Source organism: Streptomyces sp. NPDC014889, from assembly GCF_043081205.1.
Classification (GTDB): domain Bacteria; phylum Actinomycetota; class Actinomycetes; order Streptomycetales; family Streptomycetaceae; genus Streptomyces.
In genome coordinates this window covers 457,666-480,095 of record NZ_JBIBWH010000004.1, presented here as the reverse complement: position 1 = coordinate 480,095, position 22,430 = coordinate 457,666, and the positions used below count along the sequence as shown (strand labels likewise).

The following is a 22,430-nucleotide window of genomic DNA, read 5'->3' as shown; positions in this document are numbered from 1 at the left end:
CGCTAACAGCAGAAGGAGATGAGACAAACCCATGGGCCAACTCTGCCGGAAGCGGCGCCGGGACCGCGCGGGATCCACCGGACGCCGGGGAGGCGTACGAGCGGCGGTGGGACGTCTGCGGGTCTCGTGCGGCGGGGGCGGGTGCGGGCCCGGTCCTCAGGCCGTGCGCTTGCGGGAGGCCGTCTTCTTCGCCGGGGTCTTCTTCGTCGTGCTCTTGGTCGTCGACGCGGTCTTCTTCGTGGACCGTGACGTCCCCGACGACTGTGCCGACTTGGACGTGGACTTCTTCGCGGCGGCTGTCTTCTTCGCCGGGGTCTTCTTCGCCGCGGGAGCCGACTTCCCCGCGGTCGTCTTCTTGGCCGCGGCCCCCGACCGCTTGCCGCGCGGCAGGTGCCTGACCTCGGCCTCCTCGGTCTCCTCCGCCGGCTCCCCGGCCTCCTCCCCCACTTCCTCGCCCCGGGACTGCTTGGCCGCCCGCACGCTGTTCTCCAGTGCGGCCATCAGGTCGAGGACCTTGCCGCCGGGAGCGGGTCCCGGAGCCTCGGGTGGCGCCTCGCCGGCGGCCTTCGCAGCGATGACCTCCTCCAGCGCCTCGCGGTACTCGTCGTGGAGGTCCTGGAGGTCGACCTCGCCCAGGGTGTCCATGAGGGCGTCGGCGAGGTCCAGTTCCTTGTCGCGGACGGTGACGTCGACGTCCGGGGCCACGCCCTGGGGGGCGCGGATCTCGTCGGGCCAGAGCAGACCGTGCATGGCGATGACGTCGTCCACCACGCGGAGCATGCCCAGGCGCTCGCGGCCGCGCAGGGCGAACTTCGCGATCGCCACCTTCTGGCTGCGTTTGAGGGCCTCGCGCAGCAGGGTGTACGGCTTGGCGGCGGGAGCGCCGCTCGCCGCCAGGTAGTACGCGTGCTCCATCTGGAGCGGGTCGATCCGGTCGGCCGGGACGAAGGCCACGATGTCGATCGTCTTCGCGGTGGGCAGCGGCAGGTGGGCCAGGTCCTCGTCGGTGATCGGCACGATGGAGCCGTCCGCGTCCTCGTACGCCTTGCCGATCTCCGCCTGGGTGACCTCGCGCTCCTCCAGCTCGCACACCTTGCGGTAGCGGATGCGCCCGCCGTCCTCGGTGTGGATCTGGCGGAAGGAGATGGCGTGGCTCTCGGTCGCGTTCACGAGCTTGATCGGGATGCTGACCAGGCCGAACGAGATGGCGCCGTTCCAAATGGATCGCACGTGGAGCACCTTCCGGATCGGATCAGGACGATCTGCTGGGTCTGATTCCTCAGATTGATCTGATTGTTCTACTTGTCATGGTTTAAGTAGTTTCCATGGTTTTCTTATCGTATGGCGCCGATCACGGAGGTGGAGGGGCGACGGCTCGCGCTCAGCAACCTGGACAAGGTGCTGTATCCCGCGAGCGGGTTCACCAAGGGCGAGGTGCTGCACTACTACGCGACGACCGCCGAGGCGCTGCTGCCTCATCTGCGGGACCGGCCGGTGTCCTTCCTGCGCTACCCGGACGGGCCGGACGGGCAGGTCTTCTTCGCCAAGAACGTGCCGCCGGGTACGCCCGAGTGGGTGACGACGGCCGAGGTGCCGAGGTCGACGGGGGCGGCGCGGATGGTGCTGGTGCAGGATCTGCCGAGTCTGATGTGGGCGGCCAACCTGGTGACCGAGTTCCACACCCCGCAGTGGTCGGCCGAAGCGCCCGAGGACGCCGACCGGCTGGTGTTCGACCTGGATCCGGGGGCGCCGGCGAACGTGGTGGACTGCTGCCGGGTGGCGTTGTGGCTGCGGGAACGGCTGGCCGGGGACGGGATCGAGGCGTACGCCAAGACGTCCGGCTCGAAGGGGCTGCATCTGCTGGCCGCGGTGCGGGGGGCGTCGAGCGCGCGGACGTCCGAGTACGCGAAGGGACTGGCCGTGGAGGCGGAGCGGGCCATGCCCGATCTGGTGCTGCACCGGATGACGCGGAGTCTGCGCCCGGGGAAGGTGTTCGTCGACTGGAGTCAGAACGCGGCGCGGAAGACCACGGCCGCCCCCTACACGCTGCGGGCGCGCCCGGAGCCGACGGTCTCCACGCCGGTCACCTGGGACGAGGTGGCGGAGTGCCGGGCGCCGGGGCGGCTGGAGTTCCGGGCGCAGGACATCGTGCCCCGGCTGCGGGACCTCGGCGACCTGCTGGCGCCACTGCTGGACCCCGGTGGCGCGGCCGCCCTGCCCTGAGCGCGGAGACGTCGCCGCCCGGCCGGACCCGACCGACACCTCGGCCCGGTCGGCCCCGCGGCCCGGCCGGACCCGTCACACCCGCTCCCACGTCCTGCGGTCCCTCGCCATCGCGTGGAGTGCTTCCACGTCCGCCGGTTTGAGCTGACCCCCCGGACGGGTCAGGTCCCCGAGGCCGGCGAGTTCGAGCACGCGCACGCCCCTGGGCGGCGCGGCGACGAGGAGGCCGGCCGGGTCCGTCAGGACCAGGACGGGGCGCACCTCGGCCGTCAGGGCGTAGGAGGCCCGGTCGGCCCGGCCGCGGAGGTCGCGCAGGAGGGGCACGGGATCGTGGCGGCCGAGGGCGACCATCGGGTCGTCGATGCGGACCCGCTGCTTGCGGGCGTACAGGGCGTGGACGGCGAAGAGGCCCCCGGGGCCGATGACCAGGTGGTGGATGCGGTCGCCACCGGGCAGCGGTACGGAGTGGAGGGCGTGCCAGCCGGCGCCGTCGAGGTGGTCCAGGGCATCGCCCACCGTCTGCTCGGCGGTCAGGGCGCGGCGGCGCGGGTCCGGGCGGAGGCGGTGCGCGGGGGCAGGCTCCCGGTCGAGGGCGATCAGCAGGGCCTCGCCGGGGCGGTTGGGGGCGAGGTCGTCGTCCGGGTGCAGGCTCAGGCGGGCGAGTTCGGCGGGGGTGGGCAGCGGGGGCGGGCCCACCGCGACCGGGCCGGTGAGGAAGGGGCCCAGGACCTGGAGCACGTCCTCCTGCTCGCCCTCGCTGAGGAGGTTGACCCGGGCGGCCTCGCGGTCGTACCAGGCGATGTTCCTGCCGTCGGGCCGGCAGACGTAGAACCGTTCCTGTCCGTGGCGCCGGCTCGGTATGACGCGCAGTCCGCGGTGTCCGCTCATGCACCATCACCCCCACGACCATGGGAACAGGCGGGGTGCTCCCGGGGCAAGAACCCGGCTACCTTTGAGGAGCGGTTGGCAGGGGAGTGGGGAGGCGCCGTTGCGGACCCGCAGGAAGCAGCCCGACGTACCGGCTCCGGACAGCCCGTGGAGCGAGATCGTGCCCGGCCTGTGGATGGGCGGGCACGAGTTCAGGACGCACTCCGGGCGGCTGGAACTCGCCGTCGTGCGCGATGAGTTCGATCTTGTGCAGACCCTGCTCAGGCTGCCGGGGCACGGACCCGACCCGGGTGTCGAGCACCATGTGTGGCCGATACCCGACGGACCGCTGGACGGAACGCAGCTCGCGGGGGTGATACGGCTGGCCCGGGCCGCCTGTGACGCCCTGGACCAGGACCGCCGGGTCCTCGTGCGCTGCTACTCCGGTTACAACCGCTCGGGGTTGGTGGTCGCGCACGCGCTGGTCCGGCAGGGACGCTCCGCCGACGAGGCGATCCGGCTGATCCGCACCCGCCGCTCCCCCTGGGCCCTGCACAACGAGCTGTTCGTCGACTATCTGCGGACCGGCCTGCCGACGGCACGGCTGCTGGAGGAGCTGGCCGAGTAACCGTCTCGCCCCGGCCCCCGGGCAATCCGTTTCCCCGGGGGCGCGTACGCCGGAAACGAAAGCCGGTGAGCAAAAGGGACTTCCATACGAAACGAATAAGGTGTACGCGGCTGTCACCCGCGCCGCTCCCTCTCCTCCCGCTCTCCTCCAGCCACCGGAGAAACGTGTACCGCAGACGCCCCGCCCTGGCCACCGCCCTGGCCACCCTCCTGACGGCGACGACGGCTGCCTGCGGCGACGCGGGCGGGCTGCGCGGCGCGGGACCCACGCCGACCGCGGTCAGCCCGGCCCGGCTGTGGCCCTCGCTGCGCCCGGCGGCCAGCCCCGCCTGGCCCTACGACGAGATACAGATCGAGACGGTCAAGGGCGTCAGCGCTCCCGGCGACGACATCCACGCGGTCGACCCGGTGGCCGTCGTACGGGCCGAGGTGGCCGCGCACCCGGACGCCTACACGAGCACGAAGGCGCCGTACCGCGACACTTCCGTCCGGCTGGCGGAGTGCGGCGCGCAGCAGGATCCGTCGCGGTGTCCCGTCATGCGGCCGTACTACCGGGACCTCACCGGCGACGGGCACGACGACATGGCGCTGGGCTTCCGGCTGTACCCGACCAACCTGACCGCGGTGCGCGTCTACACGTTCGAGGGGCACCGGCTGGTGCAGGTGTTCGCCAACGACGACGCGGTGATCGGCGTGGAGCTGGCCGGGCGGGCCGTGATCATACGCTCGCCGGCCGGGATCGCCGGGTACGAGTACCGCACCACGTGGTCCTGGGACCCGGAACAGCGGGCGATGGTGTTCTCGCGCGACGAGTTCCTGAGCACCGGCCGGCACCGGCCCACGCACGCGCGTACACACGCGCCCCTCGCCGCGTCCCCGGCGCCGCCCACCCGCGATCCCTCCCCCTCCCCCTCCTCCCTCACCGCCGCCTCGTCAGCTCCCTCCTCCTCCGCGAGCGTGCGATGAGAGTCGCGCTTCCTCGGTGGGCCGGGACGCTCGCGGTGAAGGCCGCGGCCTTCATCACGGTGATGTGCTGCGCGCTCGCCGCGCTGCTCGGCGTTCTCGTGCACGTCTCGGTGACCGACCAGACCGTGGGCCAGGCACGCGCCCTGGCCCTGTCCCGGCTGAAGGACGCCACGACCGCGTTCGAGTCCGGCGACACGCTGCTGCCGGGCGCAGGCGTCGACCCGGAGGGGCTGCCGGAGGGGCTGCGGCGCCTGGCGGCGGGCGGACAGCGCGGCACGATGGTCGACGTGCACGACGGGCGGCCCACCATGTGGGCGGCCGGGCCCGCCGACCGGGGGCGGACGCTGGCCGTGGCGGTGGACTACTCGCAGCAGGCCCGCACCATCGACGCGCTCGACAAGTCCATCCTGTGGTCGTCGTTGCCGGCGATCGGGGCGACGCTGCTGGTCGGCGCGTTCGCGGTGACCCGGGTGTCCCGGCGCCTGCACGCCACCGCGCGCGTGGCCCGCCGGATCAGCGCGGGCGACCTGGACGCGCGCGTGCACGATCCGCTGGCGCGGGACGCGTCGCGCCCGCACGACGAGGTGGCCGCGGTCGCCGCGGCGCTGGACTCGATGGCGGCGTCGCTCCAGGGCAAGCTGCTGGCCGAGCAGCGGTTCACCGCGGACGTGGCGCACGAGCTGCGCACCCCGCTGACCGGGCTGCACGCGGCGGCCGAGCTGCTGCCGCCGGGCCGCCCCACCGAACTGGTGCGCGACCGGGTGGCCGCGCTGCGCACGCTCACCGAGGACCTGCTGGAGATCTCCCGGCTGGACACCGGGCGGGAACGCCCGGCCCTGGACGCCGGGCACCTGAGCTCGGTGGCCGAGCGGGCGGTGCGCGCGTCGGGGGCGGCGGGGGCCGGGTCCGGGACGGACACGGAGGTCAGGGTCGTACGGGATGTGTACGTGGAGACCGACCGGCGGCGGCTGGAGCGGGTGCTGGGCAACCTCGTGGCCAACGCGCACAGCCACGGCCGGCCGCCGGTGGTGCTGACGGTGGACGGTCCGGTGGTCAGCGTGCGGGACCACGGCGACGGCTATCCGGAGTACCTCGTGACGCACGGGCCGCAGCGCTTCCGCACGGAGGGCGGTGCGACCGGGCACGGGCTCGGGTTGACGATCGCCCTGGGCCAGGCGGAGGTGCTGGGCGCCCGGCTGGAGTTCGCCAACGCGCCGGACGGCGGGGCGGTGGCGACCCTGACCCTCCCTCAGGAACCGCCACCTCCGAGTGACACCCCGTCCGGCTGACACCCCCTCCTGGACGACCCGTCCCGGGCGGCCCCCGGCCGCACCAGGGTGACGCCCCCTCAGGCGGCGGCCCCCCGATGGTCCACTGTGACGGGCCTCCGGGATGCGACGCTCCTAATGTGGCGGTTAGTCAGTTCTGCCCGGCCTCGATGGGCTTCGCCACCTCAGGTGGAGGTACTCCATGTCCCTGCGCTCCCCCTTCATCCGACTGGCCGTGGCGGCCGCCACCGGCGCACTCCTCTCCGCGGCCGCCACGGCACCCGCCGTCGCCGACGACGGCCGGAGCGGTCACCAGGCAGCGCCCCTCCGGCACAGCACCACAACATCAGCCCACGGCACGACGTCCGAGCACAGCACCACACCCGCGCACGGCCCGACCCGGCAGAACAGCGTCAGCCCTGGCCACACCCACCCGCGCTTCACCCGCGGCGTCGTCACGGCCCGCGGCGGGCTCGTCCTGCGCACCCGCCCCGACCGCGACAGCCGGGTGCTGCGGGTGGCCCGGCCCGGGCAGCGCGTGTGGATCTACTGCAGGACGCTGGGCCGGCCGGTCGACGGCACCCGCGTGTGGTACCTCCTGTCGGACGGCGTCTGGGCATGGGGCTCGGCTCGCTACATCGCCACCACCGGGCCCACGCCACGCTGGTGCTGATCCGCAGGACGGACAGGCCATGCCTTTTGGGTAGGTTCCGGACATGACCCAGGCCGGAATCCCCGTGGCCGCGGCCGCCCCGTCCGCGCCCGCCGTCCGCCTCCCCCGGCGCCGCGGTGTCGAACTCTCCCTCATCGTCCTCGCCGTCCTGCTGCCGGTGTGCGGCTACTGCGCCGTCGGCCTGGCGAGGAACGGCACCGTCCCGCCCGGCGCCGCCGGCTACGGCGCCGGGCTCGGCGCGCTCGCACTGGTCGCGCACATCGCGGTGCGCCTGGGCGCGCCGTACGCCGACCCGCTGCTGCTGCCCATCGCCGTCCTGCTCAACGGCCTTGGGCTGGTGCTGATCTACCGGCTCGACCTGGAGACACCGGGTGGCGAGGCCGCGCCCGCCCAACTGGTGTGGTCCACGCTGGGCGTGGGGCTGTTCATCCTGGTGGTGCTGGTGCTGCGCGACCACCGGTGGCTCCAGCGCTACGCCTACCTCTGTGTCGCCACCACCCTGGTCCTGCTCACGCTGCCCATCCTCTTCCCCGCCGTCAACGGCGCCCGGATCTGGATCCGGCTGGGCGGGTTCTCCATCCAGCCGGGCGAGTTCGCGAAGGTCCTGCTCGCGGTGTTCTTCGCCGCGTACCTGGCCGCCAACCGCGGCGCGCTGGCGTACAGCGGCCGCCAGGTGTGGCGGCTGCAACTGCCCACCGGACGGGTGCTGGGGCCGGTGGTGACGATCTGGCTGCTGAGCGTCGTCGTCCTGGTCCTGGAACGCGACCTCGGCACCTCGCTCCTGTTCTTCGGGCTGTTCGTCGTCATGCTCTACGTGGCCACCGGCCGCACCGGCTGGATCGCGGTCGGGCTGCTCCTCGCGGCGGCCGGTGCGGTCGCCGTCGGCCGGCTGGAGCCGCACGTGCGCGGCCGGTTCGGGGAGTGGCTGCACCCGTTCGCGTCCATCGAGGCAGGTGAGGGACCCGGCCAGGTGGCCCAGTCGCTGTTCTCCTTCGCGGCGGGCGGCGTGACCGGCACCGGGCTCGGCCTCGGCCACTCGACCCTCGTCGGCTTCGCGGTCAAGTCGGACTTCATCCTGGCCACCGCCGGGGAGGAACTGGGTCTGGCCGGGCTGTCCGCGGTGTTCCTGCTGTACGCGCTGCTCGTGGAGCGCGGCTACCGGGCCGGCCTCGCCCTGCGAGACCCGTTCGGCCGGCTGCTGGCGATCGGGCTCGCCTCGCTCGTGGCGCTCCAGGTCTTCGTGATCGCGGGCGGGGTGACCGGGCTGATCCCGCTGACCGGTCTCGCGATGCCGTTCCTGGCGCAGGGCGGCTCGTCGGTCGTGACCAACTGGACGATCGTGGCGCTGCTGATCCGGGTGAGCCATGTGGCGCGCCAGGAGTACGACGGGACGGTGGCCCCATGACCCGTGAGGAGGCGGCCCGTTGACCCGGTGCATCCGGCACGCCGCGGCCTTCTGCGTGCTGCTGCTGGTGGCCCTCCTGGTGAACATCGCCTGGCTGCAGGTGCTCCAGGGCCCGACGTACGGCGGCAATCCGGCCAACCGCCGCCCCGCCATCGCCCGTTACCAGCAGCCGCGCGGCGAGATCCTGGTCGGCGGCCGGCCGGTCACCGGTTCCAAGGACACCCGGGAGCAACTGCGCTTCGAACGGACCTACACGGACGGACCGTTGTACGCGCCGGTGACCGGCTTCGCCTCGCAGTTGTACGGGACGACGTTCCTGGAGCACTCCGAGGACGGGGTGCTGTCGGGCTCCGATCCGATGCTCGCGGGGTTCGGGCAGTGGCGGGGGTTCGCGGGCGGGCAGAGCCCGGGCGGCAACGTGGTGACGACGATCGATCCGGCCGCCCAGCGGGCCGCGTTCGAGGGGCTGGGCGGTCGCAAGGGGGCGGTCGCGGCGATCGAGCCGGCGTCGGGACGGATCCTGGCGCTGGTGTCCACGCCCTCGTACGACCCCTCGCTGCTGTCCGGCAACGGGTCCGGGGTGTCGGCGGTGTGGGCGCGGCTGAACGAGGACCCGGAGCAGCCGATGCTGAACCGGGCGGTGCGGCAGACGTATCCGCCGGGTTCGACGTTCAAGGTGGTCACCGCGGCGGCGGCGCTGGACGCGGGCGTGGTGCGGGATCTGGACGAGCCGACCGAGTCCCCCGACCCGTACCGGCTGCCGGGCACGACGACCTGGCTGTACAACGAGGCCGACGACTGCCGGAACGCCTCCCTGCGGCACGCCTTCGAGTGGTCGTGCAACACGGTGTTCGCGAAGCTGGGCGTGGACGTGGGGGTGCGGCGGATGCGGGCCGCGGCGGAGGGCTTCGGCTTCAACGACAAAGGGGTGAAAATTCCCTTCTCGGTCTCGCCGAGCACCTTCGACACCCGTGTGGACCAGGCACAGCTCGCGCTGTCGTCGATCGGGCAGTACAACACGCGGGCCACTCCGCTGCAGATGGCGGTGGTGGCGGCGGCGGTCGCGAACGGCGGGCAGGTGCGCACGCCGTACCTCGTGGAGCGGACCACCCGCAGGAACGGCGGCACGGTCTCCGCGGCCGGCTCCCGGCCCGCGCGGCAGGTGATGCGTCCGACGACCGCGGCGCGGCTGCGCGAGCTGATGGCCGACGTGGTCGCCGAGGGCACCGGCGGGAACGCGGCGATCCCGGGGGCCACGGTCGGCGGCAAGACCGGCACCGCCCAGCACGGCCTGGGCAACGCCGGCACGCCGTACGCCTGGTTCGTCTCCTGGGCGCAGAACGACGACGACATGGCGCCGAGGGTCGCGGTCGCCGTGGTGGTGGAGGACGCGCCCGCGCGGCGGGGCGACATCAGCGGCGGCGGTACGGCGGCGCCGATCGCCAAGTCGGTGATGGAGATGGTGCTGCACGCGCCGCCCGCTCGGTGAGACGGGGGTGCCGGGAGCGGCCGGGGCGGTCCTACCGTTCGGGCATGACGATTCCGGCATCGGTGCACGAACTCGCCCAGGTCAACATCGCAGGCCTCAACGCCCCTCTCGACTCACCGCGGTTGAAGGACTTCGTGGACGCGCTCGACCCGGTGAACGCCGACGCGGACACCGCGGACGGTTTCGTCTGGCGGCTGAAGAGCGACTCCGGCAACGCGACGGACGTGGCGGTTTTCGGAGACGCCTGGCTGATCGTCAACATGTCCGTGTGGCGGGACGCGAAGGCCCTGACGGCCTACATGTACCGGGGCATGCACCGGGAGATGCTCGCCCGCCGCCGGGAGTTCTTCGAGCGGCCCACGGAGGCGGTCACCGCGCTGTGGTGGGTTCCGGCGGGTCACCGTCCCACGGTGGCGGAGGCGGAGGAACGGCTCCTCCACCTCCGTGAACACGGTCCGACCGAGTACGCGTTCACCCTGCGGGCGACGTTCCCGCCCCGGCGGGCGGTGCCGGTGACCGGCGGGGCCGAGGAACCGGCCGGGTGATCAGCCGGTGTGGCGCCGGCCCTCCTCGATCGCCTCCTCCACCTCCGCGACCCGCTCCCGCTCCTCGACCGCGAAGCGTTCCGCGTCCAGCTTCTCGGCGATCTCCTCGTCCTGGGCCATGAGCTGGTCCAGGTTGGAGTCGCCCATCTCGAAGACGCCCATGTCGACGTAGGCCTGCTGGAGGCGTTTGCCCCACAGGCCGATGTCCTTGACGCAGGGGACGATGCGGCTGAAGAGCAACTGGCGGAAGAGCTGGAGGAATTCGGAGCGCTCGCTGAGTTCGTCGGCCTCCGCCCTGGGAATCCCGAAGTTCTCCAGGACCTCCACCCCGCGCAGGCGGTCGCGCATCAAGTAGCAGCCCTCGATGACGAATTCCTCGCGTTCGCGCAGTTCGGCGTCGGTGAGCTGCCGGTAGTAGTCACGCAGGGCCATGCGGCCGAAGGCCACGTGCCGGGCCTCGTCCTGCATGACGTAGGCGAGGATCTGCTTGGGCAGGGGCTTGTTCGTGGTGTCGCGGATCATGCCGAAGGCCGCCAGGGCGAGGCCCTCGATCAGCACCTGCATGCCCAGGTACGGCATGTCCCAGCGGCTGTCGCGGAGGGTGTCGCCGAGGAGGGACTGGAGGTTGTCGTTGATCGGGTAGAGCATCCCGATCTTCTCGTGCAGGAACCGGCCGTAGATCTCGGCGTGCCGGGCCTCGTCCATGGTCTGGGTGGCGGAGTAGAACTTGGCGTCCAGGTCGGGGACGGACTCCACGATCCGGGCGGCGCAGACCATCGCGCCCTGCTCGCCGTGCAGGAACTGGCTGAACTGCCAGGACGCGAAGTGCCGGCGCAGTTCGCCCTTGTCCCGGTCGGTCATCTTCGCCCAGTGGGGTGTGCCGTAGAGCGTCATCGCCTCCTCGGGGGTGCCGAGCGGGTCGTACGGGTCCACCTCCAGGTCCCAGTCGATCCGCTTCTGCCCGTCCCACTGCTTGTCCTTGCCCTTCTGGTACAGGGCGAGGAGGCGGTCGCGGCCGGAGCCGCCCTCCTGGCCCACGAACATGGCCTCCCAGGAGAAGCGGGCCGCGCCGGTCGCGGGGACCTGCCAGTGCGAGTCCCCGGGGTCCCTGGCGTACAGGTCGTAGGTCGGCATACTCCGCAGGTTCACATGTAGACGCCGAGTCAACAAGTCGTGCGCGAGGGATTGACGGGCTTGCTGACAGGCAGTCTCATAAGGGAAAGGGAACCTGACCGCCGGGTAACCGGCCGACCCAGCCACATCCCGTACGACGAGGTGGGACAGCCATGACGACCGTGACGGAAGACGGCGCGCTCGCAGGCCTGCGCGACGCGCTCGGCCTGCTCAAGGACCGGGAGCAGGTGGCCGAGCGGCTGCTCGCCTCTTCCGCCAAGCACTCCTTCGACCCGGACAAGGAGCTGGACTGGGACGCGCCCTTCGAGGAGGGCAAGTGGTTCTGGCCGCCGGAGCTGGTGTCGCTGTACGGCACGCCGCTGTGGAAGCGGATGGGCGAGGAGCAGCGGATCCTGCTCTCCCGGCACGAGGCCGCGGCGCTCGCCTCGCTCGGCATCTGGTTCGAGCTGATCCTGATGCAGTTGCTCGTGCGGCACGTCTACGACAAGGCCGCCACGAGCGCGCATGTGCGGTACGCGCTGACCGAGATCGAGGACGAGTGCCGGCACTCGAAGATGTTCGCCCGCCTGATAGCGCGCGGCGACACGCCCTGGTACCCGGTGAGCCGGGCGCACCAGAACCTCGGCCGGCTCTTCAAGACGATCTCCACGACCCCCGGGTCCTTCACCGCGACCCTGCTGGGTGAGGAGGTCCTTGACTGGATGCAGCGGCTGACGTTCCCGGACGAGCGGGTGCAGCCGCTGATCCGGGGCGTCACGCGCATCCACGTCGTGGAGGAGGCGCGCCATGTCCGCTACGCGCGCGAGGAGTTGCGCCGGCAGATGGTGACGGCGCCGAGGTGGTCGCAGGAGTTCACCCGGATCACCTCGGGCGAGTTCGCCCGGGTCTTCTCGATCGCCTTCGTCAACCCCGAGGTGTACACGAACGTGGGCCTCGACAAGCGGGAGGCGATGGCCCAGGTCAAGGCGAGCGGCCACCGGCGGGAGGTCATGCAGACGGGCGCGAGGCGCCTGACGGACTTCCTGGACGACATCGGCGTCCTGCGCGGAGCAGGCCGCCGCCTCTGGCGGGCCTCGGGCCTCCTGCCCTGAAGGACGCGGGCCCGGGTGGGGGCCGGGGCGGGCGATTACGCTGCTGGTCATGAGCCCTGCCGCGTCCAGCCCCGCGTACCGTCGCCTCAGCGTCGAGGAGCGGCGGGCCCAGTTGCTCGACGCGGCCCTGTCGCTCTTCGCCCACCGGGCGCCCGAGGAGGTCTCGCTGGACGATGTGGCGGAGGCGGCGGGGGTGTCGCGCCCGCTGGTGTACCGGTACTTCCCGGGTGGCAAGCAGCAGCTCTACGAGGCCGCTCTGCGGTCCGCCGCCGACGAGCTGCGGTACTGCTTCGACGAGCCGCAGGAGGGCCCGCTGCTGCCCCGCCTCGCCCGCGCCCTGGACCGCTACCTGGCCTTCGTCGACCAGCACGACGCCGGGTTCACCGCGCTGCTCCAGGGCGGCAGCGTGGTGGAGACCTCCCGGACGACGGCCATCGTGGACGGTGTGCGGCGGGCCGCCGCCGAGCGGATCCTGAGCCATCTGGAGGTCACGGACCCCGGCCCCCGGCTGCGCATGACCGTGCGGATGTGGATCACGGCCGTGGAGGCCGCCTCCCTGATCTGGCTGGACGAGGACAAGCAGCCGCCCGCCGACGAGCTGCGGGACTGGCTGGTCGAGCAGTTCACGGCCGTGCTGACCGTGACCGCCGCCAGGGACGCGCAGACCGCCGAGCTGGTGGGGCGCGCCCTGGCGCAGGCGGATGGCTGACACTGGTGGCGTGAAGAGCGAAGACACCCCCTTCGAGGGCGGCCCGATGGACGGGCGGGTGCTGCCCGTGCTGGTGGGGCCCACCGGAAACCCGCCGAAGACCTACCGCATCCCGGTGCCGGACGCCGCCGGCGGCCCGCCGACCGTGCTCGTCTACCGGCGGGTGCCGCGCGGGCACAGCAAGCGCCTGGGACTGCCCAAGGGCTGGAAGTACGAGTTCGCCTCCGAAGGTGAGAGAGGGGCGGGCGGCCGGCTCAGATGGCCGTGGTCGAAGCCGGAGTCCCGGGGCGCGGGCAAGCCGGACACCACCGGCGGGTGACGTCCTTGCGCCGTACGGCGCACCAACGGCACAGAATGTCGGTTCATACGTCGAATCCTCACCGTGTGGAGCGGAAACACCGCTTCGCTGCACGGGAGGTGATGACGTGTCAGGAAGAGTGCCGCGTCTGGTGTGTACGGCGGCGATGGCCGCGCAGGCCGCCCTCGTACCGGTGGCCGCCGTGGCCGCGCCCGGGCCGCAGGAGCCCGCCCAGCGGTCCGTGTCCGAGCTGCTGACTGATCTTCAGAAGCTGTACCGGCAGGCCGAGCAGGCCACCGAGTCCTACAACGCCACGGCCGAGCGGCTGAAACGGCAGCGCGCCGAGGCCGACCGCCTCGACGCCGATCTCGGCGCCGCCCGGCGCGCCCTGCGCGACAGCCGCGCGCAGGCGGCACGGCTGGCCCTCCAGCAGTACCAGGGCAGCAGCACCGCACTCTCCCCGTACCTGCGGCTGCTGCTGGCGCCCGACCCGCAGCAGGCGCTGGCGGAGGGGCATCTGCTCGGGCAGCTCGCGCGGGAGCGGGCGGAGACGGTGAGGCGGCTCACCACCAACGAGAAGAGGGCCGCCGACCTCGCCGGCAAGGCCCGTAGAACACTCGACACCCGGGCCGCGCTCGCCCGGCGGCAGCAGCAGGCCCGGGACGACGTCCGGGCACGGCTGCACGACGTGGAGAAACTGCTGGCCTCGCTCAGCGCCGAACAGGTGACGGCGCTCGCCCGGACCGAGACGGACGGGATCACCGCGGCGCAGCGCTCACTCCTGGCCTCCGGGGTGCTCAGCGGCTTCCGCAGACCGTCACGGGAGGGCGACGAGGCCGTGCGCTACGCCGTGCGCCAGCTCGGCAAGCCGTACCAGTGGGGCGCCACGGGGCCGCGGGCGTACGACTGCTCGGGGCTGACCTCGCGGGCCTGGGAGCACGCCGGAACGCCCATCCCGCGCACCAGCCAGGAGCAGTGGGCGCGGCTGAAACACATCCGGCTGCGCGAGCTCAGGCCCGGTGACCTGGTCGTCTACTTCCCCGAGGCCACGCATGTCGCCCTCTACCTCGGCGACGGGATGGTGGTGCAGGCCCCGCGGCCCGGCACGAGGGTGAAGGTCTCACCGGTCGCGTCCAACCCGGTGCTGGGCGCCGTACGGCCCGATCCGGACGGGGAGCCCCTGCGGCGGTACACACCGCCGGAGATCCCCCGGCGCGCCCTGGCCGGGCCGCATGCGAATCTCTAGGCGGCGGACGCCTCGGAGACCTCGGTGAGGTAGGTCCGGGCCTTGTCCGGGTCGAAGAAGAAGTTCTCCAGGTCGGCCGGGTCGTCGAAGCAGTTCACGAAGCGGTCGGCGACCGGCTGGAGCTGTCCGGCCGCACCGAGGAGGTTCAGGACGTGCTCCGGCGGCGGGGCCAGCATGGCGTTGGTCCACTTGGTGACGTGCTGGGCGGTGGCCCAGTAGCGGTCGAACGTCTGCTCCATCCACGTCTCGTCGAACGGCTTGTCGCCGTGTTCGAGGATGGATGCCAGGTACGCGGCCGCGCACTTGGAGGCCGAGTTGGACCCCTGGCCGGTGATCGGGTCGTTGGCGACGACGACGTCGGCGACGCCGAGCACCAGCCCGCCGCCGGGCAGCCGGCCGACCGGCTTGCGCACGGTCGGGGCGTAACGGCCGGCGAGCGTGCCGCCCGCGTCCGTGAGCTCGACGCCGGCGGTCCGGGCGTACTCCCAGGGCAGGAACGTCTTCATCAGGTCCAGCGTCAGGGCCAGGTGCTCGGACGGGTCCTTGATCCCGCGGAAGGCGTCGAGCGGGCCGCCGGGTATGCCCTCCCAGAACAGGATGTCGGCGCGGCCGGACAGGGTGAGCGTGGGCATGATGAACATCTCGCCGACGCCGGGTACCAGGTTGCAGCGGACCGCGTCGAACTCCGGGTGCTCCGGGCGCGGGCCGAGGCCGTGCACGTACGCCACCGCCAGCGCGCGCTGCGGCTCGCTGTACGGGGAGCGGGAGGCGTCCCGCTCGAACATCTTCACCAGCTCGCCCTTGCCCGCCGAGACGAGGACGAGGTCGTACGTGCGGGAGAAGTAGTCCAGGTCGCCGACCGCGACGCCGTGGATGACGAGCCGGCCGCCGCGCTGGGCGAACGTCTCCATCCAGCCGGCCATCTTCACCCGCTGGTCGACCGACTGGGCGTACCCGTCGAGCCTGCCCACCCAGTCGATCGCCCGCTGGGAGGGGCCGGGGTCGAAGGAGCCGGGGGCGGCGACCGAGACGCCGAGGCCCTCGATGTCCGGGGCCTCGGACTCCCAGAAGTTCAGCTTCAGGTCCCGCTCGTGCTGGAGGGCCGTATGGAACATGCACTGCGTCGACATGACCCTGCCGGTGCGGATCTCGTCCGCGGTCCGGTTGGACATCAGGGTGACCTCGTACCCGTGCGACTGGAGTCCGAGGGCCAGTTGGAGACCGGACTGCCCGGCCCCCACGACGAGTATCTTCCGCATACGGGTGCTGCCTCCTACGACTTCGGGACTGCTCGCTGGACTGCTCGGGGAGCGGGTACTACTCGGGCGTCTCCTCGAGTGCGTGGGCCACGAGGGCCAGCAGGGTCTCGATGGCCGAGATCCGCCGCCGCGCGTCCATGATCATGACAGGTATGTGCGCGGGTATGGCCAGCGCCTCCCGCACGTCCTCCGGGTCGAACTGCTCGCTGTCCTCGAAGTGGTTGACAGCGACGATGTACGGCAGCCCGCAGCTCTCGAAGTAGTCGAGCGCCGGGAAGCAGTCCTTCAGGCGGCGGGTGTCGGCCAGGACCACGGCGCCGATCGCGCCGCGCACCAGGTCGTCCCACATGAACCAGAACCGCTGCTGGCCCGGCGTGCCGAACACGTAGAGCACGAGGTCGTCGTCGAGCGTGATCCGGCCGTAGTCCATGGCGACCGTGGTGGTCACCTTGTCCGGCGTCTCGGTGAGGTCGTCGGTCCCCTCGCTCGCCTCGGTCATCAGCGCCTCGGTCTGCAGGGGCGTGATCTCCGAGACGGCGGTGACCAGCGTGGTCTTGCCGACGCCGAAGCCGCCGGCCACCACGATCTTCGTGGCGACGGGGGCGCGGGTGCGGTCCGTCTGCCAGGGCTGCAACGCCTCGTCGGGCTCGACGAGCGGGGGGACGCCCACGGCGGCGTCAGAGACGGCGGAGTCCACTCAGCACCCTTTCCAGCAGCACGCGGTCCGGCCGGCCCGTGCCATGGCCGGTTCCGGTTCCGTACACACGGATCTTTCCCTGGTCCGCGAGGTCGCTCAGCAGCACGCGGACCACTCCGAGCGGCATCTTCAGCAGCGCGGCGATCTCCGCCACCGTCCGCATCCGGCGGCACAGTTCGACGATGGCCCGCACCTCGGGCATGCCCGGGTGGGCGAGCGAGCCGTTGGTCAGCTCCTTGCGCTCCTCCGGGGCCTCCAGCGCGGCCACGAACGTCTCCACCTGGAGCACGTGGCCGAAGCTGGTACGGCCACCGGTGAGCGAGTAGGGGCGGACGCGGGAGGCCTTGCGGTCACCGCCGCGGACCGGGAGATGCCGTTTGGACCTGCTGCCGCTCATCGGCCCGCCCCTTCGGTACTCCCGTCGGTTTCCAGGGACTTGCGCAGCTCGCTGCGGAGTTCCGGCGTCAGGACGTGTCCGGCGCGGCCCACGAACAGCGCCATGTGGTACGCCACGACGCTCATGTCGCAGTCCGCGGCGCCGTGCACGCCGAGCAGCGATCCGTCGCTGATCGACATGACGAACAGGCTGCCCTCGTCCATCGCGACCATCGTGTGCTTGACCGTGCCGGAGTCCATCAGCTTGGCGGCGCCGAGCGTGAGGCTGCCGATGCCGGAGACGATGGTGGCGAGGTCGGCTGCGGAGCCGCGCGGGCCGGTGCGCGTCCCGGGGGTCTGGCGGACCTCGCTGTTGCGGTCGGGGTCCGAGGAGAGGAGCAGGAGGCCGTCGGATGAGACGACGGCCACCGACTCGATGCCGGGGACCTCCTCGACGAGGTTCGTCAGCAGCCAGTGCAGGTTGCGGGCCTCACTGCTCAGTCCGAAGGTACTGGGCGCGGTCAACTGCTTGCCTCCTCGACTGTGCCCCCCGTGTTCTGATCGGCGATCTCCGCCTCCGCCTCGCGGTAGCCCTCCTGCGCTCCCCGGTGGAAGCCGCCCAGGCGACGGCGGAGTGCCTCGGCGTCCACGGAAGCGTTGCGCTGGCGCGGGGCCGGGGCGGGGGCGGAGATCCTCGGGGTGCGTTTGGGCAGACCCTTGGCGGTGACCTCGTCCTCCGACGCGTCGGGGGTCCGTTGGTGTTCCGCCTCGGCTTCGCCGCCGGCGGGGTTGTTCTGCTGCGGGGGCAGTGTGGTGCGGGCGGCCTCGGCACGGGTCTCCCGTGCGAGCGGGGCCGTGTGCCCGGTCCCGTCCTCGGCCGGTTCGCTCCCGGCCGCGGGGGTTTCCCGGCCGGGTGCGGACGGCGCCTGCGGGGCCCGCTCAATGTCGGCGGGCGTGGGGTGCGGGCGGGCCGGGTCCGGCTCACCCGCGGGCGACGGAAGCAGGAGCTCCATCGTCGTCTCGGACAGCGGCACGGGGTGCTCGCCCGTGGGGCCTTGGTCCGCCGGTCCGCCGGCGGCCCGTCCCTCGTCGGCGACCGGACCTCCAGCGTCCGATCCCTCGGGGGCCGATCTCTCGGAGGTTCGTCCTCCGGTGGCCGGTTCTCCGGCGGCCGGGCCCTCGGTGGTCAGTCCTCCGAAGGCCGGTCCTCCGGTTGCCGCTGCCTCGTCGGCCGGTTCTCCGGCGGCCTGGCTCTCGGTCGCCGGTCCTCCGGTGGCCCGTCCTCCAGCGGCCGGGCCCTCGGTCGCCGGTTCCTCGGCCGCCGGTTCCTCGGTGGCGGGACGTCCGGTGGCCGGGCCCTCGGCAGTCAGTCCCGCGGCGGTCGGCTTCTCGTTGGGTGAGGTCTCGGTGGGCCGGTCCCCGTTCGCCGACTCCGCCTCGCGTACCGCCTTCTCGGCCAGTGCGACCAGGGGGTCGGCGCCCTCGGTGCGGGTGGGCAGGACGTTGGAGTTGGCCTCGGCGTCGGCGCCGGGCAGGGAGACCGCGGGGGCCTCTCCCGGAACCGGGGCGGAGTCCGCGACGGCGGAGGCGGGGGCCTCCGTCAGCACTGACTTGGGGACGACCACGACGGCCGCGATGCCGCCCTGCTTCTGCTCGCGCAACTGCACGCGCACACCGTGCCGGTGGGCGAGGCGGGCCACGACGTACAGGCCGAGGCCCAGTCCCTGGTCGCCCTCCTCGTCGTAGGCGGACTTGGGGTTGAACTCGGTGAGGCGGGCGTTGAGATGGCCCAGTCGCTCCTCGGGCACGCCGATGCCCTCGTCCTGGACGGAGAGCATGACCTCGCCGTTCTCCAGGAGCCAGCCGGAGACCTCGACGGGCTGGTCGGGCGGGGAGAACGAGGCGGCGTTCTCCAGGAGTTCGGCGAGCAGGTGGGACAGGTCGTCCGCCGCGAAGCCCGCCACATGCGCGTGCGGCGGCAGCGCGGCGATGCGGACGCGCTCGTAGCGCTCGATCTCGCTGACCGCGGCGCGTACGACGTCGACCAGCGGGACCGGCCCGGCGTGCTGCTGGACGTGCTCGGAGCCGGCCAGCACGAGGAGGTTCTCGCTGTGCCGGCGCATGACCGTGGCGAAGTGGTCGAGCTTGAAGAGGGTGGACAGGCGGTCGGGGTCCTGCTCCCGGTCCTCCAGGCCCTCGATGACCGTGAGTTGCCGTTCGACCAGGCCCAGCGTGCGCAGCGCGAGATTGACGAAGCTGCCGCCTATGCCGCTGCGCATCCGCTCCAACTGAGCGGCCGAGTCGGCGAGTTCGGCGCGCAGCTCCTCACGGGCGTCGGCCATCTTCTGGCGCTGGCCGACCAGGTGCTTGCGGTCGGCCTCCAGCGTGGTGATCCGCTCGGCGAGCGTCACGGCCTGTGCGTGCAGGGTGTTGACGGAGCGGACGACCTGCGCGAACTCGTCGTTGCGGCCGTTGAACTTGACCGGTTCCTCGGCGGCCGGGTCCTGCGCGCCGGCCAGCCGCGCCGAGCCCAGACGCAGTACCGCGAGCGGCCGGGTCATGGTGCGGGCGAGCCCGGTGGCGATGCCGATGGTGACCAGCAGCAGGGCGCCGAGCAGGGCGACCCGGATCTCCAGCGCGGTGACGTCGTCGTCGCGGAGCTGCGCCAGGTCCTTGGTGCGGTGGTCGTACAGGGAGGACTCGGCGCCGCGCATCAGGTCGACGCGGGCGCTGAGCGCGGCGTCGGCCTTGTTGACGCTGGCGGTCAGGTCGCCGCCGGAGAGCGTCGGCTGCCGGGTCAGCGAGGCGAGGTACTTGTCCGCGGTGTCGACCTCGGCCCCGCTCACCGTGGAGTCGTACGCCGCGAGGGCGTCCCCGGGCGCGGTGTCGCGGAAGCCGGCGAGGGCGGCGTCCGAGCGCAGCCGGGCCTGCTGGGCGGCGGCGCTCAGGGCGTCGCGCTGCTTGGTGTCGGCCTCCGAGGAGGTGGCGGTCTGCGTGGGCAGGCCGGTGAGGGGGTCGTAGACGGTCTGCGTGGTGTGCGGCACGTTCAGCGCCGCGAGCAGCAGTCCGCGGGTGGCGGCGGCCTGCTGGACGGCGATGTCGAGCTCGGCGAGCGCGTGGGCGCCGGAGCCGGCCCGCGCGGGCATCCGCTCGGCCAGCCGCTCGGTGAGCTTGTGCAGCTCGGTGATGGCGGCCGAGTAGGCCTGGTGGACCTCGAGGGCGGTGCTCTTGCCCGTGAGCGCGGAGCGCCGCACGGCGGCGATGCCGTCGAGGTCCTTGTGCAGCCACGCGGGCATGTCGGGGTCGGCGCGCAGCTCGTCGACCTGGCGGTCCACGCGGGTGCTGCGCTGCTCGGAGGGCGCCTTGGACCCGGGGCGGCCGGCGGCGACGTAGGAGGTGACCTCGTCGCGCTCGTCGGCCAGCGAGTGGGCGAGGGCGAGCGCGTCCTGGGTCTGTCCGGCGAGCGTCACCAGGTTCTGGGAGTCGTTCACCTGCCCGGAGGCGGCTATGAGGGAGGGCGCGCCCGCACCGGCCACCGCGGCCGCCACGACGGCGACGGCGGCGATCAGACGGTTGCGTACATGCGTGGGACGGCCCTTGCCGACGGGGGTGACGGGGGGCGTGCCGGGCGTCCGCGCCGGGTCTCCTGCCATGGCCGTCTGCTTGCCTGCGCGCCGAGGCCGCTTCTTCTGCACCGGTGCTCGCATTCCTGTACTCGTGTACTCATGGGCCCGGGTGGTGCCCCGTCAGCTGGCGCGGACAGGTGCGTACACCCTCCCCACGCTCTCGACTCGGCTCGAGCAGGGGGGACCTGCGTCGGTTCCCGACCCTCCCAGTGCCGGTGGGCAGTGGTCCTGCATCGTCCGACCGGCCACCCGAAGGAGTGAACCTCGGAGGGTAGTTGGCGGGCAAGTTCCTCCGGCGTGTGCGCGGGCACGGATCGGTGGGCCGGTTGGACGTCTGCGGCGGGCTTTGGCAATATTCGCCGCCACGCGTTCCCAGAGTGATCCAATTGCACCCAAAACAGGCGGCTGACCTGCGTCGCCTCGTCGATTCCCGGATGGTTGCCACCCTTTCGCAAGGCTTGTGAAGGGCTCGTGCAGACTGGCCGGATGCGCACTGAGGTTGTTTCGGAGCCCGGCCGTCCCGACTGCCCCAACGAGGACTTCGCGAGTGTCGGACTACCCGCTTCTGGACAGGGCGGTTGCCTCGTCGTCCTGGACGGGGTGACACCGCCGCGGACCGGGACGGGGTGTTCGCATTCGGTCTCGTGGTTCACCGCCCGGTTGGGCGGCGCGCTGACCGAACTGACGGTTTCCTGCCGAGATCTGACGCTGCCGGAGATTCTTTCGCGAGCGATCCTCCGTACCTCCGAGTCACACGCTCCGACCTGTGACCTTTCTCACCCGCGTACGCCTCAGGCAACCGTCGTTCTGGCCCGCTGGTCGGCGGAGGCGGTCGACTACCTGGTGCTCTCCGACTCGGTCCTGCTGCTGGAGTCCCCCGACGGCTCGGTCACCCCGGTCCTGGACGACCGGCTGGCCCGCCTGCCCCGGGCGTCGCTCGCCACGGACGCGCTCATCGACGCCGTCGTGCGCAACAAGGAGGGCGGCTTCTTCACCGCGGCGGCGGACCCCGCGGTCGCCGCCCGCGCCGTGACGGGCAGCGTGCCGCGCGTCGAGGTCCGCGCGCTCGCCGCGCTGACGGACGGAGCGGCGCGATGGGTGGAGAAGTTCCACGCGGGCGACTGGGAACGGTGCCTCGGTCTCGTACGCGAGGAAGGCGCGGGCGCTCTGGTGGGCCGGGTGCGGGCCCTGGAGACGGCCGACAAGGAGGAGCGGACGTATCTGCGGCGCAGCAAGACGCACGACGACGCGACGGTGGTGTTCGTGGAGCCGTGAGCCCCCGGGCGCCCGGGCCGGCTACTTCTCCGTGACCTGGTTCAACTCGTGCAGCAGACGGGCCAGTTCGGCGACCTCGCGACGGTCCCAGTGGGCGAGCTGGCTGACGTAGCGGGCACGGCGGGCCTCGCGCACCTGGCCGACCCGGCGGCGGCCGTCGTCGGTGAGGGCCACCAGCCAGGCCCGTCCGTCGGCGGGGTCCGGCTCCCGGGCGACGAGGCCGAGTTCCTCCAGGGCGTGCAACTGGCGTGACATGGTCGCCTTGCCGACGCCGATGTACCCGGCGAGCTCCGTGGCGCGCTGACGGCCGCACTCCTCCAGCCGGACCAGCAGCCCGTAGGCGGCGGGTTCGAGGTGCGGGTGGACCTCGCGGGCCATCTCGCCCTGGTTGGCCCGGGCCCGCCGCAGCAGCACCGTCAGTTCGCGTTCGAGGGACAGGAACTCCCGGTCCGCACCGCTCGGGGACGCGTCGGACGCGGTCCCACGTCCGCCGCTGTTTGCGTCTTCGTGCACGTCAGCCCCTGCCTGAAGGTTTCCCGTTCCTGAAAGTTTCCGCCAGTCGGCGCCATCACCGCAGCTCCGTCAGTATTTCGCAGGCTTAGACCATCGGCAGACTCCGGGACCCCTTCCCAGGCTCCGGTCTACGTGCGTAGCTTC

At 72.3% G+C, this 22,430-nt stretch carries 22 protein-coding genes; 13 read left to right on the top strand and 9 right to left on the bottom strand.

What is annotated here, in order from left to right:
• Positions 1–156 precede the first annotated feature (156 nt).
• The gene (locus ACF09J_RS11020; RefSeq protein WP_392305074.1) at positions 157–1,230 is read right to left on the bottom strand and encodes a Ku protein; all 1,074 of its coding nucleotides are present in this window, start codon (positions 1,228–1,230) and stop codon (positions 157–159) included.
• A 111-nt stretch (positions 1,231–1,341) separates the two neighbouring features.
• On the opposite strand from ACF09J_RS11020, the gene ligD reads away from it, so the two are divergent.
• Complete coding sequence (gene ligD / locus ACF09J_RS11015) at positions 1,342–2,223, top strand: non-homologous end-joining DNA ligase (protein ID WP_392305073.1); 882 nt, start codon at positions 1,342–1,344, stop codon at positions 2,221–2,223.
• A gap of 75 nt (positions 2,224–2,298) precedes the next feature.
• On the opposite strand, the gene ACF09J_RS11010 is transcribed toward ligD, so the two are convergent.
• Complete coding sequence (locus tag ACF09J_RS11010) at positions 2,299–3,111, bottom strand: nuclease-related domain-containing protein (RefSeq protein ID WP_392305072.1); 813 nt, start codon at positions 3,109–3,111, stop codon at positions 2,299–2,301.
• A 100-nt stretch (positions 3,112–3,211) separates the two neighbouring features.
• Here ACF09J_RS11010 and ACF09J_RS11005 point away from each other — a divergent pair, with 100 nt between their 5' ends.
• The 7 genes from ACF09J_RS11005 (at position 3,212) to ACF09J_RS10975 (ending at position 10,063) form a co-directional block, all read left to right on the top strand.
• The gene (locus tag ACF09J_RS11005) at positions 3,212–3,718 is read left to right on the top strand and encodes a protein phosphatase (protein ID WP_392305071.1); all 507 of its coding nucleotides are present in this window, start codon (positions 3,212–3,214) and stop codon (positions 3,716–3,718) included.
• A 164-nt stretch (positions 3,719–3,882) separates the two neighbouring features.
• Complete coding sequence (locus ACF09J_RS11000; RefSeq protein ID WP_392305070.1) at positions 3,883–4,683, top strand: hypothetical protein; 801 nt, start codon at positions 3,883–3,885, stop codon at positions 4,681–4,683.
• Positions 4,680–5,972 carry an ATP-binding protein gene (locus ACF09J_RS10995; RefSeq protein ID WP_392305069.1) on the top strand — a complete coding sequence of 431 codons (1,293 nt, stop codon included), beginning with the start codon at positions 4,680–4,682 and terminating at the stop codon, positions 5,970–5,972. Before ACF09J_RS11000 ends, ACF09J_RS10995 begins: the two co-directional genes overlap by 4 nt.
• 181 nt (positions 5,973–6,153) lie before the next feature.
• Positions 6,154–6,624: an SH3 domain-containing protein gene (locus ACF09J_RS10990; RefSeq protein ID WP_392305068.1), complete on the top strand. Its 471-nt coding sequence runs from the start codon at positions 6,154–6,156 to the stop codon at positions 6,622–6,624.
• Positions 6,625–6,667: 43 nt separating this feature from the next.
• Positions 6,668–8,029, top strand: coding sequence for an FtsW/RodA/SpoVE family cell cycle protein (locus tag ACF09J_RS10985; RefSeq protein ID WP_392305067.1), 1,362 nt, complete (start codon positions 6,668–6,670; stop codon positions 8,027–8,029).
• 19 nt (positions 8,030–8,048) lie between these two features.
• Positions 8,049–9,518, top strand: coding sequence for a penicillin-binding transpeptidase domain-containing protein (locus ACF09J_RS10980; protein ID WP_392305066.1), 1,470 nt, complete (start codon positions 8,049–8,051; stop codon positions 9,516–9,518).
• A gap of 44 nt (positions 9,519–9,562) precedes the next feature.
• Positions 9,563–10,063: a DUF3291 domain-containing protein gene (locus ACF09J_RS10975; protein ID WP_392305065.1), complete on the top strand. Its 501-nt coding sequence runs from the start codon at positions 9,563–9,565 to the stop codon at positions 10,061–10,063.
• Here the strand turns inward: ACF09J_RS10975 and ACF09J_RS10970 are convergent, their stop codons facing one another.
• On the bottom strand, positions 10,064–11,197 hold the full coding sequence (locus tag ACF09J_RS10970; protein ID WP_392305064.1) for a ferritin-like domain-containing protein: 1,134 nt from the start codon (positions 11,195–11,197) through the stop codon (positions 10,064–10,066).
• A gap of 152 nt (positions 11,198–11,349) precedes the next feature.
• Between ACF09J_RS10970 and ACF09J_RS10965 the strand changes: the two genes are divergently transcribed.
• From ACF09J_RS10965 to ACF09J_RS10950, 4 genes are all read left to right on the top strand, one after another.
• Complete coding sequence (locus ACF09J_RS10965) at positions 11,350–12,288, top strand: diiron oxygenase (protein WP_392305063.1); 939 nt, start codon at positions 11,350–11,352, stop codon at positions 12,286–12,288.
• Between the two features lie 49 nt (positions 12,289–12,337).
• Positions 12,338–12,997, top strand: a complete 660-nt coding sequence (locus ACF09J_RS10960) for a TetR/AcrR family transcriptional regulator (RefSeq protein ID WP_392305062.1) — start codon at positions 12,338–12,340, stop codon at positions 12,995–12,997.
• Between the two features lie 10 nt (positions 12,998–13,007).
• Positions 13,008–13,316: a hypothetical protein gene (locus ACF09J_RS10955; RefSeq protein WP_392305061.1), complete on the top strand. Its 309-nt coding sequence runs from the start codon at positions 13,008–13,010 to the stop codon at positions 13,314–13,316.
• A 106-nt stretch (positions 13,317–13,422) separates the two neighbouring features.
• Positions 13,423–14,541 (top strand): NlpC/P60 family protein, encoded by a 1,119-nt coding sequence (locus tag ACF09J_RS10950; RefSeq protein WP_392305060.1) that lies wholly within the window; start codon positions 13,423–13,425, stop codon positions 14,539–14,541.
• On the opposite strand, the gene ACF09J_RS10945 is transcribed toward ACF09J_RS10950, so the two are convergent.
• The 5 genes from ACF09J_RS10945 to ACF09J_RS10925 are packed head-to-tail and all read right to left on the bottom strand — an operon-like array spanning position 14,538 to position 20,525.
• Entirely contained in the window at positions 14,538–15,800 is a 1,263-nt protein-coding gene (locus ACF09J_RS10945; protein WP_392305059.1) for a styrene monooxygenase/indole monooxygenase family protein, read from the bottom strand. The two genes, ACF09J_RS10950 and ACF09J_RS10945, sit on opposite strands and share 4 nt — an antisense overlap.
• A gap of 58 nt (positions 15,801–15,858) precedes the next feature.
• Positions 15,859–16,497, bottom strand: a complete 639-nt coding sequence (locus ACF09J_RS10940; protein WP_392305058.1) for an ATP/GTP-binding protein — start codon at positions 16,495–16,497, stop codon at positions 15,859–15,861.
• A complete protein-coding gene (locus tag ACF09J_RS10935; RefSeq protein WP_392305057.1) occupies positions 16,478–16,894 on the bottom strand; it encodes a DUF742 domain-containing protein in 417 nt (138 codons plus the stop codon). The genes ACF09J_RS10940 and ACF09J_RS10935 overlap by 20 nt, the downstream gene beginning before the upstream one ends.
• On the bottom strand, positions 16,891–17,397 hold the full coding sequence (locus ACF09J_RS10930) for a roadblock/LC7 domain-containing protein (RefSeq protein ID WP_392305056.1): 507 nt from the start codon (positions 17,395–17,397) through the stop codon (positions 16,891–16,893). The genes ACF09J_RS10935 and ACF09J_RS10930 overlap by 4 nt, the downstream gene beginning before the upstream one ends.
• Positions 17,394–20,525 carry a nitrate- and nitrite sensing domain-containing protein gene (locus tag ACF09J_RS10925; RefSeq protein ID WP_392305055.1) on the bottom strand — a complete coding sequence of 1,044 codons (3,132 nt, stop codon included), beginning with the start codon at positions 20,523–20,525 and terminating at the stop codon, positions 17,394–17,396. The genes ACF09J_RS10930 and ACF09J_RS10925 overlap by 4 nt, the downstream gene beginning before the upstream one ends.
• A gap of 459 nt (positions 20,526–20,984) precedes the next feature.
• Here ACF09J_RS10925 and ACF09J_RS10920 point away from each other — a divergent pair, with 459 nt between their 5' ends.
• Positions 20,985–21,773, top strand: coding sequence for a protein phosphatase 2C domain-containing protein (locus ACF09J_RS10920; RefSeq protein ID WP_392305054.1), 789 nt, complete (start codon positions 20,985–20,987; stop codon positions 21,771–21,773).
• A 21-nt stretch (positions 21,774–21,794) separates the two neighbouring features.
• On the opposite strand, the gene ACF09J_RS10915 is transcribed toward ACF09J_RS10920, so the two are convergent.
• Positions 21,795–22,286, bottom strand: coding sequence for a MarR family winged helix-turn-helix transcriptional regulator (locus ACF09J_RS10915; RefSeq protein WP_392305053.1), 492 nt, complete (start codon positions 22,284–22,286; stop codon positions 21,795–21,797).
• Positions 22,287–22,430: the final 144 nt, after the last annotated feature.

Excerpts from the sequence above, each read along its gene's own strand:
- ACF09J_RS10990 (WP_392305068.1), top strand. The coding sequence starts at position 6,154 with ATGTCCCTGCGCTCCCCCTTCATCCGACTGGCCGTGGCGGCCGCCACC.
- ligD (WP_392305073.1), top strand. The coding sequence starts at position 1,342 with ATGGCGCCGATCACGGAGGTGGAGGGGCGACGGCTCGCGCTCAGCAAC.
- ACF09J_RS10945 (WP_392305059.1), bottom strand. The coding sequence starts at position 15,800 with ATGCGGAAGATACTCGTCGTGGGGGCCGGGCAGTCCGGTCTCCAACTG.
- ACF09J_RS10920 (WP_392305054.1), top strand. The coding sequence starts at position 20,985 with ATGCGCACTGAGGTTGTTTCGGAGCCCGGCCGTCCCGACTGCCCCAAC.
- ACF09J_RS10970 (WP_392305064.1), bottom strand. The coding sequence starts at position 11,197 with ATGCCGACCTACGACCTGTACGCCAGGGACCCCGGGGACTCGCACTGG.
- ACF09J_RS10985 (WP_392305067.1), top strand. The coding sequence starts at position 6,668 with ATGACCCAGGCCGGAATCCCCGTGGCCGCGGCCGCCCCGTCCGCGCCC.
- ACF09J_RS10935 (WP_392305057.1), bottom strand. The coding sequence starts at position 16,894 with ATGAGCGGCAGCAGGTCCAAACGGCATCTCCCGGTCCGCGGCGGTGAC.
- ACF09J_RS10965 (WP_392305063.1), top strand. The coding sequence starts at position 11,350 with ATGACGACCGTGACGGAAGACGGCGCGCTCGCAGGCCTGCGCGACGCG.
- ACF09J_RS10995 (WP_392305069.1), top strand. The coding sequence starts at position 4,680 with ATGAGAGTCGCGCTTCCTCGGTGGGCCGGGACGCTCGCGGTGAAGGCC.
- ACF09J_RS10960 (WP_392305062.1), top strand. The coding sequence starts at position 12,338 with ATGAGCCCTGCCGCGTCCAGCCCCGCGTACCGTCGCCTCAGCGTCGAG.
- ACF09J_RS10925 (WP_392305055.1), bottom strand. The coding sequence starts at position 20,525 with ATGGCAGGAGACCCGGCGCGGACGCCCGGCACGCCCCCCGTCACCCCC.
- ACF09J_RS11010 (WP_392305072.1), bottom strand. The coding sequence starts at position 3,111 with ATGAGCGGACACCGCGGACTGCGCGTCATACCGAGCCGGCGCCACGGA.
- ACF09J_RS10975 (WP_392305065.1), top strand. The coding sequence starts at position 9,563 with ATGACGATTCCGGCATCGGTGCACGAACTCGCCCAGGTCAACATCGCA.